The organism is Mesorhizobium shonense, assembly GCF_040545255.1.
Classification (GTDB): Bacteria; Pseudomonadota; Alphaproteobacteria; order Rhizobiales; family Rhizobiaceae; genus Mesorhizobium; species Mesorhizobium shonense.
The window spans coordinates 754,038-769,306 of sequence record NZ_JBEPLM010000002.1; the positions used below are offsets into that span (position 1 = coordinate 754,038).

At 61.6% G+C, this 15,269-nt stretch carries 18 protein-coding genes; 2 read left to right on the forward strand and 16 right to left on the reverse strand.

Going from position 1 to position 15,269, the window contains the following annotated elements; genetic code table 11:
- Window positions 1–25 precede the first annotated feature (25 nt).
- The 7 genes from pqqE to ABID26_RS09190 form a co-directional block, all read right to left on the reverse strand.
- A complete protein-coding gene (pqqE, locus tag ABID26_RS09160; protein WP_292301167.1) occupies window positions 26–1,213 on the reverse strand; it encodes a pyrroloquinoline quinone biosynthesis protein PqqE in 1,188 nt (395 codons plus the stop codon).
- Complete coding sequence (gene pqqD / locus ABID26_RS09165) at window positions 1,210–1,506, reverse strand: pyrroloquinoline quinone biosynthesis peptide chaperone PqqD (RefSeq protein ID WP_126098965.1); 297 nt, start codon at window positions 1,504–1,506, stop codon at window positions 1,210–1,212. The genes pqqE and pqqD overlap by 4 nt, the downstream gene beginning before the upstream one ends.
- On the reverse strand, window positions 1,506–2,261 hold the full coding sequence (gene pqqC / locus ABID26_RS09170; RefSeq protein WP_292371299.1) for a pyrroloquinoline-quinone synthase PqqC: 756 nt from the start codon (window positions 2,259–2,261) through the stop codon (window positions 1,506–1,508). The genes pqqD and pqqC overlap by 1 nt, the downstream gene beginning before the upstream one ends.
- Window positions 2,258–3,196 carry a pyrroloquinoline quinone biosynthesis protein PqqB gene (gene pqqB, locus ABID26_RS09175; protein ID WP_292371298.1) on the reverse strand — a complete coding sequence of 313 codons (939 nt, stop codon included), beginning with the start codon at window positions 3,194–3,196 and terminating at the stop codon, window positions 2,258–2,260. The genes pqqC and pqqB overlap by 4 nt, the downstream gene beginning before the upstream one ends.
- Before the next feature lie 427 nt (window positions 3,197–3,623).
- Window positions 3,624–4,436 carry a substrate-binding domain-containing protein gene (locus ABID26_RS09180; RefSeq protein ID WP_245460340.1) on the reverse strand — a complete coding sequence of 271 codons (813 nt, stop codon included), beginning with the start codon at window positions 4,434–4,436 and terminating at the stop codon, window positions 3,624–3,626.
- Between the two features lie 61 nt (window positions 4,437–4,497).
- Window positions 4,498–5,022: a c-type cytochrome, methanol metabolism-related gene (locus ABID26_RS09185; RefSeq protein WP_126098969.1), complete on the reverse strand. Its 525-nt coding sequence runs from the start codon at window positions 5,020–5,022 to the stop codon at window positions 4,498–4,500.
- A gap of 160 nt (window positions 5,023–5,182) precedes the next feature.
- Window positions 5,183–7,102, reverse strand: coding sequence for a methanol/ethanol family PQQ-dependent dehydrogenase (locus ABID26_RS09190; RefSeq protein ID WP_292371297.1), 1,920 nt, complete (start codon window positions 7,100–7,102; stop codon window positions 5,183–5,185).
- A gap of 627 nt (window positions 7,103–7,729) precedes the next feature.
- Between ABID26_RS09190 and ABID26_RS09195 the strand changes: the two genes are divergently transcribed.
- The gene (locus tag ABID26_RS09195; protein WP_354415003.1) at window positions 7,730–8,149 is read left to right on the forward strand and encodes a hypothetical protein; all 420 of its coding nucleotides are present in this window, start codon (window positions 7,730–7,732) and stop codon (window positions 8,147–8,149) included.
- A 260-nt stretch (window positions 8,150–8,409) separates the two neighbouring features.
- On the opposite strand, the gene ABID26_RS09200 is transcribed toward ABID26_RS09195, so the two are convergent.
- From ABID26_RS09200 to ABID26_RS09215, 4 genes are all read right to left on the reverse strand, one after another.
- The gene (locus ABID26_RS09200; RefSeq protein WP_292339040.1) at window positions 8,410–9,150 is read right to left on the reverse strand and encodes an ABC transporter ATP-binding protein; all 741 of its coding nucleotides are present in this window, start codon (window positions 9,148–9,150) and stop codon (window positions 8,410–8,412) included.
- The gene (locus ABID26_RS09205; RefSeq protein WP_126102627.1) at window positions 9,119–9,865 is read right to left on the reverse strand and encodes an ABC transporter permease; all 747 of its coding nucleotides are present in this window, start codon (window positions 9,863–9,865) and stop codon (window positions 9,119–9,121) included. The genes ABID26_RS09200 and ABID26_RS09205 overlap by 32 nt, the downstream gene beginning before the upstream one ends.
- A 77-nt stretch (window positions 9,866–9,942) precedes the next feature.
- Entirely contained in the window at window positions 9,943–10,932 is a 990-nt protein-coding gene (locus tag ABID26_RS09210; protein WP_354415006.1) for an ABC transporter substrate-binding protein, read from the reverse strand.
- Window positions 10,933–10,972: 40 nt separating this feature from the next.
- Window positions 10,973–11,182: a hypothetical protein gene (locus ABID26_RS09215; RefSeq protein WP_292344263.1), complete on the reverse strand. Its 210-nt coding sequence runs from the start codon at window positions 11,180–11,182 to the stop codon at window positions 10,973–10,975.
- Between the two features lie 276 nt (window positions 11,183–11,458).
- Here ABID26_RS09215 and ABID26_RS09220 point away from each other — a divergent pair, with 276 nt between their 5' ends.
- On the forward strand, window positions 11,459–11,839 hold the full coding sequence (locus ABID26_RS09220) for a c-type cytochrome (protein WP_292301205.1): 381 nt from the start codon (window positions 11,459–11,461) through the stop codon (window positions 11,837–11,839).
- Between the two features lie 78 nt (window positions 11,840–11,917).
- Here the strand turns inward: ABID26_RS09220 and gph are convergent, their stop codons facing one another.
- Genes gph through ABID26_RS09245 form a run of 5 tightly spaced genes read right to left on the reverse strand, consistent with a single transcriptional unit; the run spans window position 11,918 to window position 15,260 of the window.
- Complete coding sequence (gene gph, locus ABID26_RS09225) at window positions 11,918–12,619, reverse strand: phosphoglycolate phosphatase (protein WP_292301175.1); 702 nt, start codon at window positions 12,617–12,619, stop codon at window positions 11,918–11,920.
- Complete coding sequence (locus ABID26_RS09230) at window positions 12,616–13,173, reverse strand: thioredoxin family protein (RefSeq protein ID WP_292301177.1); 558 nt, start codon at window positions 13,171–13,173, stop codon at window positions 12,616–12,618. Before ABID26_RS09230 ends, gph begins: the two co-directional genes overlap by 4 nt.
- A 21-nt stretch (window positions 13,174–13,194) precedes the next feature.
- Entirely contained in the window at window positions 13,195–13,881 is a 687-nt protein-coding gene (gene rpe / locus ABID26_RS09235; RefSeq protein ID WP_292301179.1) for a ribulose-phosphate 3-epimerase, read from the reverse strand.
- The gene (cbbX, locus tag ABID26_RS09240; protein ID WP_292301180.1) at window positions 13,878–14,816 is read right to left on the reverse strand and encodes a CbbX protein; all 939 of its coding nucleotides are present in this window, start codon (window positions 14,814–14,816) and stop codon (window positions 13,878–13,880) included. Before cbbX ends, rpe begins: the two co-directional genes overlap by 4 nt.
- Window positions 14,817–14,840: 24 nt before the next feature.
- Entirely contained in the window at window positions 14,841–15,260 is a 420-nt protein-coding gene (locus ABID26_RS09245; protein WP_292301181.1) for a ribulose bisphosphate carboxylase small subunit, read from the reverse strand.
- Between the last annotated feature and the right edge of the window lie 9 nt (window positions 15,261–15,269).

Below are 15,269 nucleotides of genomic sequence, written 5' to 3' on the forward strand. Positions count from 1 at the left end.
CCAGCCTCAACGACATCCGACATGATCAGCGGCTCCGCAAAGTCGCCATCGACGGTGGTTGGTGGACTGGCGGATGGTCGGGCACGTCCGGCCGAGTTGTGGCGCCTATCCGCCGGAAAATGAAATCTTCCGCGCCATTTTCATCTGCCACCGGCGTGGCCTCCGCCAACGCGGCGTCGATCAGCATCGCCATGCGAGTGTGGATCGGCGACTTGATGCAGGCTGGATCCGTTGCCGCGGCATCGCCGGCAATCGCCATCGCCTGACATCTGCAGCCGCCCCAGTCGACCTCGCGACGCTCGCAGCTTCGACACGGCTCCTGCATCCACTCGGTGCCGCGGAAGGCATTGAATGCCGGTGAATCGGTCCAGATCGCGGCAAGCGAGCGCTCTCCGAAGCGCTCGAAACGAAGCGAAGGAATGGTCTGCGCGGCGTGGCACGGCAGCACGGTGCCATCGGGCGTCACCATGAAGGCGTCGCGCGCCCAGCCGCCCATGCACGGCTTGGGATAGATGGCGAAATAATCCGGCGGAACGAAATCGATGTTCATAATGCCGGTAAGCCTTTCGCGCGCCGCCGCGACGATGTCCGCCTGCCGGTCGACCGCGGCGCGTTCGGGCATCAGCGCATCGCGATTGGCCAGCGCCCAGCCGGCGTACTGGACGTTGGCGATCTCGAGCCTCTCCGCACCCAACGAAAGGGCAAGATCGATGAACTCCGGCACTTCCTCGATATTGTGACGGTGGATTGGCGCATTGATGGTAAGCGGCAGGCCGACCACCCGCGCGCGGCGTGCCGTCTCAAGCTTCTTTTCGTGGCTGCCCCGATGGTTGCCGATGCGATCGGTAGTTGCCGGCCGGGCGCCTTGAAAGCTCAGTTGCAGGTGGTCGAGCCCGGCTTCGGCAAACGCCTCGATGCGGCCTTCGGCTATGCCGATACCGGCGGTGATGAGGTTGGTGTAGACACCGCGAGCCGAAAGCCCGGCGATCAATTGCTCCAGGTCCCGGCGCAGCGTCGGCTCGCCGCCGGACAGATGCACCTGCAGAACGCCGAGATCGGCGGCCTGCGAGAAGAGATCGAGCCAGGTCTCAGTGTCGAGCTCGCGATTGGCTTTCAGCAATTCGAGCGGGTTGGAGCAATAAGGGCACTGCAGCGGGCAGCGATGCGTCAGTTCCGCCAGCATGCCGATCGGAGGGAGAATGGGCTCGCTCATAGCTTCACCAAAAGCTTGTCCGACCATTCCTGCAGAAAGGCGATGACGTCGGCCGCCACGGCCTCCTGATCGGCGTCATAGTCGGAGGCAAGATCGGCGATGATGTGGCCGACGCTAGACCGCCCATCGCAGCGGCGCAATATGTCGAGGCTGATCTCGTTCGGCCAGAATACCTTTTCCGGCGAAAGCACGGCGAAGGCCTGCCGCACGGGGTCGTACTGTATGCGCACATGCTTGGGCAGCGATGGCACCGATTGCAGCGACACAATGGCCCTTTCGCGCAGCGCCATCATCAGACTGCCTCCGGGCGGAACGCGCCGGGCGGTATGTTTCCCGGCGCGCCATAGGCATGTTGAAGCGCGTCGAGCATGGCCCAGAGTATGTCGCATTTGAACACAAGCGCATCGATCGCCTGTTGCTGGCGCTCCGCCGTATCGGCGTCGCCCAGCACGTAGGCGAGGGCGAAGTCGGCATCGCGCGATGCCTGCTCGGGCCGCCGGCTGAAATAGGCCAGCGTATCCTCGGTGATGTAGTCGTATTTCGCCAGCATCGCCGGCACGCGCTCGCCGATGATGGTCGGCGAGAACATCTCGGTCAGCGACGACGCGACCGCCTCGAGCAGCGTCCGGTTCGTGCAGAAGGAGAGATAGGCGCCGACGGCGAAACGGGTCGCCGGCAGCGCCAGCCTTTCGCTCTTGACGGCTTCAGCATCGAGCCCGAGCGAGGTTGCCAGATGCAGCCAGCGCGCGATGCCGCCGCTCCAGCCGTCCCCGCCGTCGTGGTCCTCGATGCGTTTGCGCCAGGCGGCGCGAAACGCCGGATCCTCGGCATGTGCCAGGATCATGGCGTCCTTGCGCGGAATGACGGCCTGGTAGCAATAGCGGTTCAGCGCCCAGGCCTGCATTTCGGCTTTCGACAGGTCGCCGCTGGTCATTCTGTGATGGAAAGGATGGCGGTTGTGATAGCGTTCTGCACCGACCTGCCGCAGCACGGCCTCAAGCTCGCTCTTGGACAGGCCACCTGCGGCCGCATCGCGGAAATCGCTCAAAATTCCATCTCCATCCCATCGCCGGCGACTTCCCAGCCAGCCGCTTTGACCGCCGCGTGTTCGGCGGAATTCTCGTCGAGAACAGGATTGGTGTTGTTGACATGGACGAAGATACGGCGGCCGATCTTCACATCGGCCAGGCCGGCAATCGAACCCGCTTCTCCGGACATGGCGATGTGCCCCATGCGCGCACCGGTTTTCTGGCCGACGCCGGCAATGATCATCTCGTCGTCCGTGTAGACGGTGCCGTCGAACAGAAGGCAGGCGGCATCGGCCACACGAGTGCGCAGCGAGGCATCGACGCGCGCGCAGCCCGGGATGTAGAAGACAGCGCCGCGACTGCCGGTGCCGGTGATGCGAACCCCGATCGTGTCGCCCGTGTCGGAGCTGAAATCGGCGCTAGGATCGCCTCTTTGCTCGAGATAGAGCGCGATCTTCCCGGGCACGGGAAAAGCGTCGACGACCACACCGGTCTCGTGGCCGTCCGCATCGCGGATCGCCAGGTCCTCCATTGGCGCCAGGAGGCGCCGCGGCACGATCGCCGGATCGAGAACATTGAAAATCGAATTCGCCTCCAGCGTCGCCAGCACCTGTGCCGTTGCATAGATTGCGAAAGGCTGTCGCTCACGCAGGCTAAGCAGACCGGCGATATGGTCCACGTCGGCGTTGGTCAGCACCACCGCGCGGATGGGCGTCGAGCGCAGCGGCGCGTCGGCTGCGGGCTGCAGTTCAGGCGTTTGCGCAATCTGCTGGCGAATGTCGGGGGACGCGTTGAAGAGAACCCAGCCTGCCCCGTCCGCCGACGCGGCAATGCATGATTGGGTTCGCGAATGCACGCCGGACATCCCGGCGCGAGCCGCGCGGCTCAGGCGATAGTTGCAATTCCATTGCGGAAAGCCGCCTCCGGCCGCCGATCCGATGATCTTTACGCGCATGGCAAATGCCTGCTCCGCAGCCCATTTGACTGGCTTCTCGGCGGTAAACGGCTTCGCGTCCGCGTTTCCTGCAGCAAAGCCCTGACATGCAACTGGGTGCATGCCCCTGTTGTCAGGGACATGCACCCTTGCGGCCTACTTCCTGGGAGGAATTTCAGCAGGCAGATACCGCGAAATTTCGAAGCCCGCAGCAACCTGGCACATGGTCGGTTTCTTCCAGCTCTTCTTCTTCATGGCATTCTCCTCTTTTGCCGGCCCGAAGGGGCGGGTCATGTCGTTGGTGCCATTGCGGGCAATGCAATGGCTCGTCCATCACTTCACAAATGGACAAATGAAACACTGGGTTCTCAAACAACTAAAGAAAACTATCTGCCTCGAAGATCGGTTCCTTCCTCCATCGCCTCTCCAAATTTCGCGCCGATCAAGCTCACCCCGGCGTCGCCGTGATCGCGTTGTCATGTTCGTCGATCAGCGGCACGTTGTAGTCGAGCAGGAGCTTGTTGATCTCTGCCTGGTTCTCCCGGATCACTTTGTTGAGCGTACGCTTCCATTCCTGGTCGGATGGACGTACCCCCATGGTGATGCGGTAGGACATGCGCGAGCCGGTCCTTTCCTTGACCAGCGGGACGATCTCAACATTCGCCTTGAGTTGCTTGGCATAGTAGCCTGCCATCGGTCCCCACAGGATCGCTGCGTCGATCTTGCCGGCAAGCATGTCCTTGATCACGACCTCTCCCATCGACGGAGTGACGCGCGTATCGACGGCCAGCGGGTAGATTTTTGCCGTTCGCAAGAGTTTGTTGGCGGCCATGTTGGCAGTCGGCGGCGTGCGTTCGACGACGCCAATCCTCTTGCCGGTGAGTTTCGGATCCTCGATCGTCTCGACACCCTCGAGGTCGTCGCCCTTCGGATGCACAAGCACATAGGAGGAACGATAGTAGGCGTTGGTGTTCTGCACCAGCTCATCACCCTGGGCATAGCCCATGATGACGTCGCATCGGTTGGCGGCAAGCGTGTTGCGCACGAAGCCGATGACGGTTGGAAACCATGTGTAGGCGACCGACTTCCTTCCCGTCTTCCTGGCGACCAGCTCTGCCAGCTTGTTTTCGAAACCTTGGCCGTTCTGGTCGGTGAACGGCATGTTCGAAGGATCGGCGCAGACGCGCAGCGTATCTGGGTCGACCAGTTCGCCCGCTGCTCCGAGGCCTGCGCTTTGCGCCTGGGCGTTCGACGGCGGCATGGCGAGTGCGCCGAGGATCAGCAAGACAATGCGCGGCTTCGATGCAACGCGAGCGGTCACTTCATCCCCCCATGCAGGATTTTTCGGCATCCTTGGCCGCCTGAGCCTTGTCTTCGTGCTTGGGCGGCCTGCCGCGGGGTGCCGCGCCATCGGCGCGGGCGCGCAGATAGACGTAGAGATCGTCCAGGTAGCAATAGACGTTCTTGTTGTCGCCGAAGGCAGGCATGACGTTTTCCTTGCCGCTGCCGGTATTCTTGCGGCCCTGGGCGACGATCGAGAGGAAAGTGGGGTAGTCGATGTTTTTCAGGCTGTTCGCCAGGGCCGGCGCGTAGCTCGAGCCTGTTCCGTCCTGTCCGTGACAGACATGGCAGTCAGAGTGATAGCGGCGATAACCGCTGAACGTATACCAATCCACGGTCCCGTTTTCGATCTTGTAGGTTGGATTTCCATCCGCGTCCAAATACTTGCCGCCCTCTTCCTTCACCACCTTGGCTTTTTCGGCGCTGTCCTCGGCCCGCGCCAGACTTGAGCCGGCCAGAGGCAGAAGAGCCAGGGCGAGAACGGAGATTGCAATGCGAACAGACATTCAGACGCTTCCTTCTTTTGCCAAGGACAAAGGGTGGTGCCGTCGCGCCGCGGCATTGATCGATGTTTGGGGTGCGCGTCAAATCGAGAGCCCGGAAATCTCCGGGCGATCCGGGCTCTCGTATTTTCAGGCCTTCGGTCTCTAAGGCCGTTTCCGGATATCAGTCCGGAAGACCGAAGACGGTCAGCTGGCCGCCCAGCGTCGTGTAGTCGGCAAGTGCTGCGTAGCCACCGACTGCTCCGAGACCGGCGGTTCCAACGACTGCGGCCTGATCGCCTTGAGCGCGGCCCTGGTCGACGGCGCCATGCCAGGCAGCGGCGTTATCGGGTGACAGCAATCCGCCGGCGAGGCCGATGCCGGCCCATCCGCCGACGCCGGACAGAACGGCGATGTACTGCTTGCCGTCATGCTCGAAGGGCGTGACGTTGCCGATGATGCCGGACGGGGTCTTGAACTTGTAGAGTTCCTTGCCCTTCTCATCGACTGCCTTGATGTAGCCTTCGAGCGTTCCGTAGAAGACGACGTCGCCGGCGGTCGCCAGCGCGCCCGACCACACCGAGAACTGCTCGGGCTTCGACCAGACGATCTCGCCCTTGGCAGCATCCCAGGCAATGAAGTTGCCCATGTTGCCGTCACCGCCAGGCGCGGGGTACATCGACACCGTGGCGCCCACATAAGGCTGGCCGGCCGTGTAGCTCACCTTATATGGCTCGTAGTCCATGCAGACATGGTTGGTCGGCACGTAGAACAGCCCGGTCTTCGGCGAATAGGCGGCCGGCTGCTGGTCCTTGGTTCCAAGCGCTGCCGGGCAGACGCCCGTCGAGTTGGTGTCTTCGCCGTTCTGCTGGGTCGAATACTTGGCCACGACCTGCGGACGGCCATACTCCTTGCTCTTGGGGTCCATGTTGACCTCAGTCGCCCAGTTCACCGCCGGATCGTACTTCTTGGCAACGAGAAGCTCGCCGGAGGCGCGATCCATGGTGTAGGCGAAACCGTTGCGGTCGAAATGCACCAGCACGTCATGCTTTTTGCCTTTGACCTCCATGCCGTCGACGAGAATCATCTCGTTGACGCCGTCAAAGTCCCATTCGTCATGCGGGGTCATTTGGTAGACCCATTTGGCCATGCCGGTATCGGCATCGCGGGCGAAGATGGTCATCGACCAGCGATTGTCTCCGGGGCGCTGAACCGGGTTCCATGTCGAGGGATTGCCGGTGCCGTAGTAGACAAGGTTGAGCTTGGGATCATAGGAATACCATCCCCAAGTCGTGCCGCCTCCGGTCTTCCACTGCTCGCCTTCCCAGGTGTTCGTGCCGGAGTCCTTTCCGACCGGCTTGCCAAGCTGCGTGGTCTTCTCGGGATCGATCAGGGTTTCTGCATCCGGACCTTCCGAATAAGCCTTCCAGGCGAGCTTGCCGTCCTTCAGATCGTAGGCGGCCAGCCAGCCGCGGACGCCGAATTCCGCGCCGGAGACACCGACGAGAACCTTGTCCTTGACGACCACGGGCGCCGACGTGCCGGATTCACCTTTTCCGCCGTCGGTGTTTTCGCCATTCTTGACTGTCCAGACAGCCTTGCCGGTCTTGGCGTCGAGCGCCACGACGGTGGTGTCGGCCTGGTTGAGAATGATCAACGCCGGGCGGTCGCCATCTGCAGGCGCATAGGCAACACCGCGATTGACCGTGTCGCAGCACATGATTGGAATGACGTTCGTGTCTTGCTTGGGCTCGTATTTCCAGAGGATCTTTCCGTCTTTGTTGAGATCGAGCGCGTAGACGGTGTTCGGGAACGGCGCGTGAACATACATCACGTCGCCGATGATTAGCGGTCCGCCCTCATGGCCGCGCAGCACGCCGGTCGAGAAGGTCCACTTGACCTGCAGGTTCTTCACGTTCTCCTTGGTGATCTGCTTGAGTGTCGAATAACGGGTGTTGGCGTAATCACCCGTCTGCATCACCCAGTCCTTGGGACTTTTGGCCATTTTCGCGAGTTCTTCGTTGGCTGACGCTGTATAGAGCGCGCCTAACGACAGTAGCGCGGTGGTCGTTGCGATGTAGGTAGCTTGCGTAAGTGCGCGCATTAAAATCCTCCCAGGTTGATAACAAGAAATCGATATTCAAGCTCGCAAGAGCCAGTACATGCGATTCATCGTGGGAAGTATTTCCGGCAGCGTGTCACGACCTAGACCAGTTCAGAAGAGGTACATTTCTGACCTCTACCTACCTAGCCTAGCCCTGCACCCGCCCAGTTGGCCTACGAAAGACTGCCGCCGCTCCCGAATTACAGCGGCGTCCTTGAAGCCGGAAACGAGGTAAGGCTATGTCATTGCAAAATGCCAGGCAAGGAAAAACCCCTCCGAAAATTTTGCACTGCAATATTTATTGTTGCACCGCAATATATAGAAGAAGAATAGAAACTTTTCACGATGCCAGGCCGCAGAATGACGGCGATCGGAAAATAAAAATCGAAGAATCTTACTTCAATGTATTATCTATGTGATAGCAGATGGATTTATTTCGACATATTTTAGCGACCGTGTCAGCGACGGCTCTTATTGGCTATCGGTAGTGAGAGAGTTGTGGAAAAAACCTAGAAAGATGGATGCGGGACGGGTCATGCAGATGCCCCGAAACGCTGTTGACGAGGGGCCGGGCATTCCTCCTTTGGTCCTATATGGAGGCGGTGAGAGGTTGACCGGGCTTTCGGCATGTCGCCAACTGGCGCGGGTGATGCAGTCTCGATGCACCGCGCCCCGGCAACCGGAGGAATTCTCATGATCAGATATGTTGGATTTTCGATCCTGCCGCTCCTCCTTACACCGACACCGGTCCTTGCAAATTCAGCCGGCGTTGCGGGAGACTACCCGACGGCGACGGTTGTAGATTATGTGCTCGGCTGCATGCAGACGAATGGCCAGACGCGTCAGGCGTTGGAGAGTTGTTCCTGTTCGATCGATGTCATCGCCTCGATCCTCTCGTACGACCATTACGAGCGGGCCGAGACCTTCAAGAGCATGTCTCTGACGACGGGCGAAAATGCAGGCCTGTTTCGCGAAAGCGCGCCGGCGAAAGCCGCGCGAACAGAGTTGAAGCGCGCTCAAGCGGAAGCCGACGTGCGTTGCTTCTAGACCGCGATGGCGTTTCGTTGAATCGCCATCACGGTCTAACTCTTTGTTGGAGCATGATCTTGCTCCGAAAACCGGTTCCCACTTTTCGGGATCATGCTCTAATGCCAGGTCGCCCAAAAGTGCGCAGCGGTTTTGGGTGAACGACATAGATCAAAACAAGACTCAAAGTGCGTGGCTTGAATCCGTTTCGTCGCGATGCGCTATTTATGCGTGTCGGCCGTTTTGATGCTCCTCAAGGGCATTCGCCCGTTGCAGGGCGATCAGGTCACACCTGGAAATTGCTGATGGAACGACCGCAAAAGGTCGCTCGTCGCCACTGGGCTGCGCTGTTGCCTGGGCAGCCTTACGTCGAAAATGCCGAGCACATGGGCGGGCCGCGGCGAGAGCACGATGATGCGATCCGACAGCATCAGGGCCTCGGTCAGATTGTGCGTCACCATCAGGGCGGTCGTAGGTCGCGCCGACCAGACGGTCACAAGCATGTGCCGAAGCCGTTCGGCGGTGCGTTCATCGAGCGACACGAAGGGCTCGTCCAGGAAAAGCATCGCCGGCTCGGTCGCGAAGGCCCTCGCAAGCGCTGCCCGACGCGCAAGACCGAGCGAAAGTTCGGCCGGATAGAGCGAGCGCATGCCGGCGAGGCCGAGAGTGTCGAACAGCCCGTCGAGATTTTTCGCTCGCAGGCCTTTTGGCAGTGCCAGCCTGACATTCTGCTCCACCGTCCGCCACGGCAGCAGGGTGGGTTCTTGGAACACGGCGGCTATGCGGTTCGAGCCGCCCTCGGGCAGCTGGAAAGAACCGGAGAACTGCCTGTCGAGCCCAAGCAGAATACGCAGCGTCGTGGTCTTGCCGCAGCCCGACGGTCCGAGCAGGCAAGCGAATTCGCCTTGCCGGACCTCGAACGAAAGGTTCTTGAGCGCCGTGACCGAGACGCCTTGCGCGGACCTGAAGGTCTTTTCGGCGATGTCGACCCTAAGCGGGGCGACGGCGCCAGCGGGTTGCATGTCGTTCAACGGGCTGCACCAGAAGAAGTTCGACGACGAGCATCACCGCCACGAATGCCAGCGTGTAGGCAAGAATGGCGGCGACGTCGAAAAGCTGGAAGTAAAGATAGATCTGGAAGCCCACACCATTGGAGCGGCCGAGCAGCTCGACCACCAGAACGATCTTCCAGATGAGCGCGATGCCGGAACGCGAGGCCGCGGCCAGATAGGGCTGCAGTTGCGGCAGCAGGATATGGCGAACGCGGTCGAGGGGACCGAAGCGGTAGACAGCCGCCATTTCGGCGTAACTCGGGTCCAGCGCCCTGGCGCCCTCGCGCATGGTCACCACGACATTCGGGATCTTGTTGACGGCAACCGCGCCTATCGCAGCCACCTCGTTGAGGCCGAACCAGATGTAGGCAAGCACGATGATCACCAGCGCGGGGATATTGAGGAACAGAATTACCCAGGGATTGAAGAACCGGTCCGCGCCGCGATAGCTGCCGAGGAGAATGCCGATCACCGAGCCGACAATCATCGCGACGACGTATGCCGCGGCAACCCGGCCCAGCGTTGCGCCGAGATGGTAGAAAAGATCGCCGCTCGCCGCCTCTCTCAGCAATACCTGCCAGACCTGTCCCGGCCCCGGAAAGGCACGGCTCGGCCAGGCATTCGCCGCCAGGCTCCACAGCAGGCAAAGCCCGAGCAGGGAGATCGTCACCGTCAGCGCGGGCATCAGCGTCGCTCGAGGGCCGGGACGGCTGGAAATGTCGGCCGTGTTGCCAGGCGTGCGATCGCCGGCGTCCCTTGCGGTCATTTCGGGGGCTCCTGCCAGAACGTGCCGGGCGCCATTTCCGGCGCGCTGCCGACCAGCCTCTCGCCGCCGATCCCGGCCAGCACGCGGTAGAGCTTGCCCGCATCGGCCGCTTCCTCGGCGACCGGCCGCCTGGGGATGCCCTCTCGATAGCGGTCGCGCAGCTTTGCCAGTTCCTTGCCTTCCGCGCGGACAATCGACGCAAGGCGCAGCCACTCTTCGTCGGACTTGGCCAGCAGATCCTTGGCCTGCGTGGAAGCCTTGAGGAAGCCGCGGACGGCTTGCGGATTTTCGTTCGCCCATCTGTCGTGGAATACATAGCCGAGCGCGGATACCGGGCCCGAAGCTCCGAGCGCCTTCTCCGCATCGTCGGCGCCGATCAGCCGACGAAAGCCGTTGGCCTCGAGCCGGGCGCAAAAGTGCCAGAAATTGAGCACCGCATCGAGTTCGCCCTGGATTGCCTTTTCCGAGATCAGCGGCGGCGCGCCAAAGACGACGTCGCTGATCGCCGGCAGGTCGAGGCCGTGATCGCGCCTGGCCAGCGCCTGTATCAGCAGCCAGCTCTTGTCGAGGGCGCCGCCGGCGACGCCGATCTTCTTTCCCTTGAGGTCGGTGATCGAGCGGATCGGCGAAGCGTCCTTCACCATGATCGCCCCGACGGCCGTCGAATAGGGGGCCAATGTGACGTCGCCGCCGTCCGAGCGCTGGCGCGAGACCCAGAGCCAATCGGTCACGATGATGTCGATCGCGCCGGCCAGCATCGCGACATTGGTCGCGTCCTCACCGGCGAAATAGACAACGTCCAGATCGATCCCGTTGGCCGCGTCGAACTTGTGTTCCTTCAGCGTATCAAGCTCCCAGCTCACCGTGCCGAACTTCAGCACGCCAATGCGAACCTTGGATGCGGCGGAGGCAGCAATGGGGTGTGAGCCAAGAATCGCGGTCGTTCCAAGAGCCGCCAAACGGAGCGTTTCCCGCCGCGAAATCATGAAGTTCCCTCCCGGGACTGCAACAAACCAGGGGCTTCGGTCAGATCGCTTGGTCCTTCGTCGGGAAAGCGCATTTCCAGCGCCTGACCTTGAAGGTCGGGTGTTCCTGCGACCATTTCGCGATTTCGCTGGGCGCCAGCATCATGCATTGGAACAGAGAGCCACGGCTCTCGAAATAGAGATGCTCGTCTCGGCAATCGCCAGGATTGGCGCTCAGGCAAACCGTCAATACGAGGTCGACCATATTCATCCGGCACCTCTTGCGTGCAAAAACGCCTGCTCTGGCGAAATCCTGCCCGCCCCACTGCCTGGGTAAATCTCAGCCTGGACAATCAGCCTGCCGGATTCCCGAGGTGCCGCCCATGAGAATCCAGAATGACCTGAAGCTACGCGCTCGCCCTAAGGCCGTCAACAAAGGCGAAAGGACAAGGCGGCCGAAGTGCTCTGGACTTTCGTATGGTTGACTTCATCAAAGCAATGGCATGCAAATCAACCGGGGCATGTTGACGATCAACGAGGGAATGCCATGCGCGCTATCACATTTTTCGCCGCCGTATCCTTGGCGACTTTCATCACGAACCAATCTCATGCGCAGGATGCCGCGGCGGGTGAGAAGGTCTTCACCAAATGCAAGGTCTGCCACGTCGCGGACAAGGACCAGAACAAAGTCGGCCCGTCATTGAACGGCGTTATCGGCCGCACGGCCGGCACGCATCCGGGATTCAGCTATTCCCAGGCCATGGTTGCGGCCGGAAAGTCCGGCGTCAAATGGGACGAACCAACGCTGACGACCTATCTCCACGATCCAAAGGCCATGGTGAAAGGCACAAAGATGGCGTTTGCCGGCCTCAAGGACGACAAGGACGTGGCCAACGTCATCGCCTATCTCAAGCAGTTCTCAAAGTAAGGGCAATTCCCGAAGCAACGGCTTCGCCGGCCGTTCGATTTACGATCGACCGGCGACCGCCGTAAATCGACGCTGGGATCAAGCAGCGGCTTGCAGCCTTTGCATCGTGGAAGGCAGATCGAGCAGGCTGTCGCAGACAAGGTCTGCGCCAAGCTCTTCGACGGGGACCTGGGTGTAGCCGCCGCGCAGCAAAACGACGGGCATGCCGGCGGCGCGCGCGGCGTCGACGTCGCTGCTGCTGTCTCCCACCATCAGCGCATCGGCGGGTTCGACCCCAAGCTGGTCGAGCGCCAGCAGCAGGGCATCGGGCGCCGGTTTCGGGTGTGTCACCGCATCTCCGCCGACGATCGCGCCGAGATAATCCGTCAAGTGGAAATGCAGCAGGATTTCGCGGGTCGCCAATTGCGGCTTGTTGGTGACAACGCCCATGGCCGTTCCGTTCAGGTGGAAGTGCGTGAGCACCTCCCTGACGCCAGGCATCAGCCTCGTCAGGCCGGTCAGATGCCTGCGGTAGATCGGCGCCATGTCGCGGTTGGCCTCCTCGAGCGCGCTGCTCGAAAGCGGTGACCCCGAGGCTGCGAAGGCCCGCTCGACCAATTTCTTGACGCCGCCACCGATCATTGCCTTGACCTGATCCACACGCAGCGGCGCCAGATCGCGGCCGGCCAGCAGCTCGTTGACGGCCGCCGTTATGTCGGGCGCCGAATCGATCAGCGTGCCGTCGAGATCGAAAAGGATCGCCCTCTGCGGCCGAAACGGCCTGCTTGCGCCGACGTTCATGCGGCCTCCTTCCATTTGATCGAGCAGCCGATCGAAGCGATCTGGTCAAGCGGTCCGTCACCGGTTCGGGCAACCTGCTTCATCGCCTCGAACAGATCGCGCCTCAGGCCCGGCGTCCCGGCGTCCCGCCGCGATGCGTCCAGCCGGCCACGATATTGCAAGGTCAACTCGCTGTTCAGCCCGAAGAAATCCGGCGTGCACACGGCTCCATAGGCGCGCGCCGCTGCCTGCGACTCGTCGTGGAGATACGGGAAGGTGAAGGCGTGTGCCTTGGCGAAGAGCTTCATGTTGTCGAAGGAATCGTCCGGATAGGCGTCGGCATCATTGGAGTTGATTGCGACGAAGCCTATCCCTTCGGCCTTGAGGTCGTCGGCATCACGCACGATGCGTGAAATCACCGCCTTCACATAGGGGCAGTGATTGCAGATGAAGGCGACGACCAGCCCGTTGGGTCCGGCTTGGCCGAGGATCGAATGCGATTTCCCGTCGATGCCGGGCAAGAAGGCATCGACAGCTTGCCAGCCGAAATCGCAGACAGGTGGGATTGCCGCCATGTCATCCTCCGACCAAGCAGGTCACGCGGCTCGCCGGATCGCTCCGTCGGCCGCTTGTCTGATCGCGCCGATATTGGCGCGATAGGCAGCCTCGATGCCACCCTTGAAGACGGCGGAGCCTGCGACGAGCACATTCGCGCCGGCCGCGGTGACCAGGGGAGCTGTCTCTGGCGTGACGCCGCCGTCGATCTCGATATCGATCGGACGTTGACCGACAAGCGCCTTGACACGCCTGACCTTGTCGAGGACCGCCGAGATGAAGGCCTGGCCGCCGAAACCCGGATTGACCGTCATCAGAAGCACCAGATCGAGCCGGTCGAGCACATATTCGATGACGCTTTCCGGCGTCGACGGATTGAGCGACACGCCGGCCTTCTTGCCGAGGCTCCTGATCGCCTGCAGCGAACGGTCGAGATGCGGCCCGGCCTCGGCATGCACCGTAATGATGTCGCAGCCGGCATCGGCGAAAGCAGCGAGATAGGGATCGGCCGGCGCGATCATCAGATGACAGTCGAAGACCTTGTCCGTTCGATCGCGGATTGTCTTGATCACTGGCGGACCGAAAGTGATGTTGGGCACGAAATGCCCGTCCATCACGTCGAGATGGATCCAGTCGGCGCCTGCCCGCGCGACCGCTTCGACCTCGTCGCCGAGCCGCGAGAAATCGCACGACAGAACGGAAGGGGCGATGATGGTCTTTGCGGTCATTTGCTTTCTCCTTCCCCGGGATTTAGCGCGAACACACGGCTGGCGGTGATGTCCTCGGCCGAGATCGTGGACAGCGCCTTTGCGTCGAGCGGTCCCTTGCTGCTCTCGAACAGGCGGTTGGCCTGCCTCAGCCGTGCGCGGTCGAGCGCATTGCGGATCGAGCGGGCATTGGCGAAATGTGGCCGCGCGCGGCGGCGTGCGATGTAATCGGCCATTGCGGCGGTTGCCTGAGTGTCGAACAGGTAATTTTGCTGGTCGAGCATTTGTTCCGCGATCCTGAGAAGCTCGTCGTCGGAATAGTCGGGAAAGTCGATGTGGTGGGCAATGCGCGAGCGGAATCCCGGATTGCTTTCGAAGAAGCGGTCCATGCGCTGCGCATAGCCGGCGAGGATGACCACGAGGTCGTCGCGCTGGTTCTCCATCACCTGCAGCAGGATCTCGATCGCCTCCTGGCCGTAATCGCGCTCGTTCTCGGGGCGATAGAGATAGTAGGCCTCGTCGATGAACAGCACGCCGCCCATCGCCTTCTTCAGGATCTCCTTGGTTTTGGGCGCGGTGTGGCCGATATACTGGCCGACCAGGTCGTCGCGCGTCACCGAAACCAGATGGCCCTTGCGGATATAGCCCAGCCGATGCAGCAGGTCGGCCATGCGCAGCGCGACGGTCGTCTTGCCGGTGCCGGGGTTGCCGGTGAAGCTCATATGCAGCGTCGGCGTCTCGTGCGCGAGGCCCATGCGGCGGCGGGCCCGCTCGACCAGCAGGAGCGCCGCCGTCTCGCGGATACGTCTTTTGACCGGGGCGAGCCCGATCAGCTCGCGGTCGAGCTCGGCCAGGACGTCCTTGACGCCGGAAGTTTCGAATTCCTCACGCAGATCGATCGCCGCCGGGATGGCGTTTTGAGGCGCTTCCGTTTCGGCAAAGGCTGGCGCCGACATTGCATTCTCCTCTTGTCCCGATGATCAGCCGTACCTCGTTCCAGCCGGCTTGTCGGCGGCGTAGGGCCTGGTGGTGTAGCGGATCATGCGGCCTGCGGCCTCCTGCCGTTCGAGCCGATAGCCGGGTTCCTCGGCCGGGCGGTTGACGATGAAGGAGAGCTTCACCGATTCCCAGCCATGCGAGGATTCGAAGGCGACGACGCGGATATAGCGGTCGCCATAGAGCTTGCGGCATGCGTTCAGCTCCATCATCAGCGCCGCCGCGTCGGGATTGTCGAACATCGGGTGGTCCCACATCTCCCAATAGACGTTGCGCGGGTGAGGGTCGTCGGTGACCTCAAGGCTGACAGCCCATTTGTTGTCGATGCAATACTGCACCTGCGCGCGGATCTGGTCGTCGGTCAGGTCGGGCAGGAAGGAAAAGGCCCCTTGGGTGATACGCATGACGGTTCT

Bases quoted from the DNA above. Each gene is read 5' to 3' on its own strand.
- pqqE (WP_292301167.1), bottom strand. From the start codon at position 1,213: ATGAGCGAGCCCATTCTCCCTCCGATCGGCATGCTGGCGGAACTGACG.
- pqqD (WP_126098965.1), bottom strand. From the start codon at position 1,506: ATGATGGCGCTGCGCGAAAGGGCCATTGTGTCGCTGCAATCGGTGCCA.
- pqqB (WP_292371298.1), bottom strand. From the start codon at position 3,196: ATGCGCGTAAAGATCATCGGATCGGCGGCCGGAGGCGGCTTTCCGCAA.
- ABID26_RS09180 (WP_245460340.1), bottom strand. From the start codon at position 4,436: ATGCCGCCGTCGAACGCCCAGGCGCAAAGCGCAGGCCTCGGAGCAGCG.
- ABID26_RS09185 (WP_126098969.1), bottom strand. From the start codon at position 5,022: ATGTCTGTTCGCATTGCAATCTCCGTTCTCGCCCTGGCTCTTCTGCCT.
- ABID26_RS09190 (WP_292371297.1), bottom strand. From the start codon at position 7,102: ATGCGCGCACTTACGCAAGCTACCTACATCGCAACGACCACCGCGCTA.
- ABID26_RS09195 (WP_354415003.1), top strand. From the start codon at position 7,730: ATGTCGCCAACTGGCGCGGGTGATGCAGTCTCGATGCACCGCGCCCCG.
- ABID26_RS09200 (WP_292339040.1), bottom strand. From the start codon at position 9,150: ATGCAACCCGCTGGCGCCGTCGCCCCGCTTAGGGTCGACATCGCCGAA.
- ABID26_RS09205 (WP_126102627.1), bottom strand. From the start codon at position 9,865: ATGCCCGCGCTGACGGTGACGATCTCCCTGCTCGGGCTTTGCCTGCTG.
- ABID26_RS09210 (WP_354415006.1), bottom strand. From the start codon at position 10,932: ATGATTTCGCGGCGGGAAACGCTCCGTTTGGCGGCTCTTGGAACGACC.
- ABID26_RS09215 (WP_292344263.1), bottom strand. From the start codon at position 11,182: ATGAATATGGTCGACCTCGTATTGACGGTTTGCCTGAGCGCCAATCCT.
- ABID26_RS09220 (WP_292301205.1), top strand. From the start codon at position 11,459: ATGCGCGCTATCACATTTTTCGCCGCCGTATCCTTGGCGACTTTCATC.
- gph (WP_292301175.1), bottom strand. From the start codon at position 12,619: ATGAACGTCGGCGCAAGCAGGCCGTTTCGGCCGCAGAGGGCGATCCTT.
- ABID26_RS09230 (WP_292301177.1), bottom strand. From the start codon at position 13,173: ATGGCGGCAATCCCACCTGTCTGCGATTTCGGCTGGCAAGCTGTCGAT.
- rpe (WP_292301179.1), bottom strand. From the start codon at position 13,881: ATGACCGCAAAGACCATCATCGCCCCTTCCGTTCTGTCGTGCGATTTC.
- cbbX (WP_292301180.1), bottom strand. From the start codon at position 14,816: ATGTCGGCGCCAGCCTTTGCCGAAACGGAAGCGCCTCAAAACGCCATC.
- ABID26_RS09245 (WP_292301181.1), bottom strand. From the start codon at position 15,260: ATGCGTATCACCCAAGGGGCCTTTTCCTTCCTGCCCGACCTGACCGAC.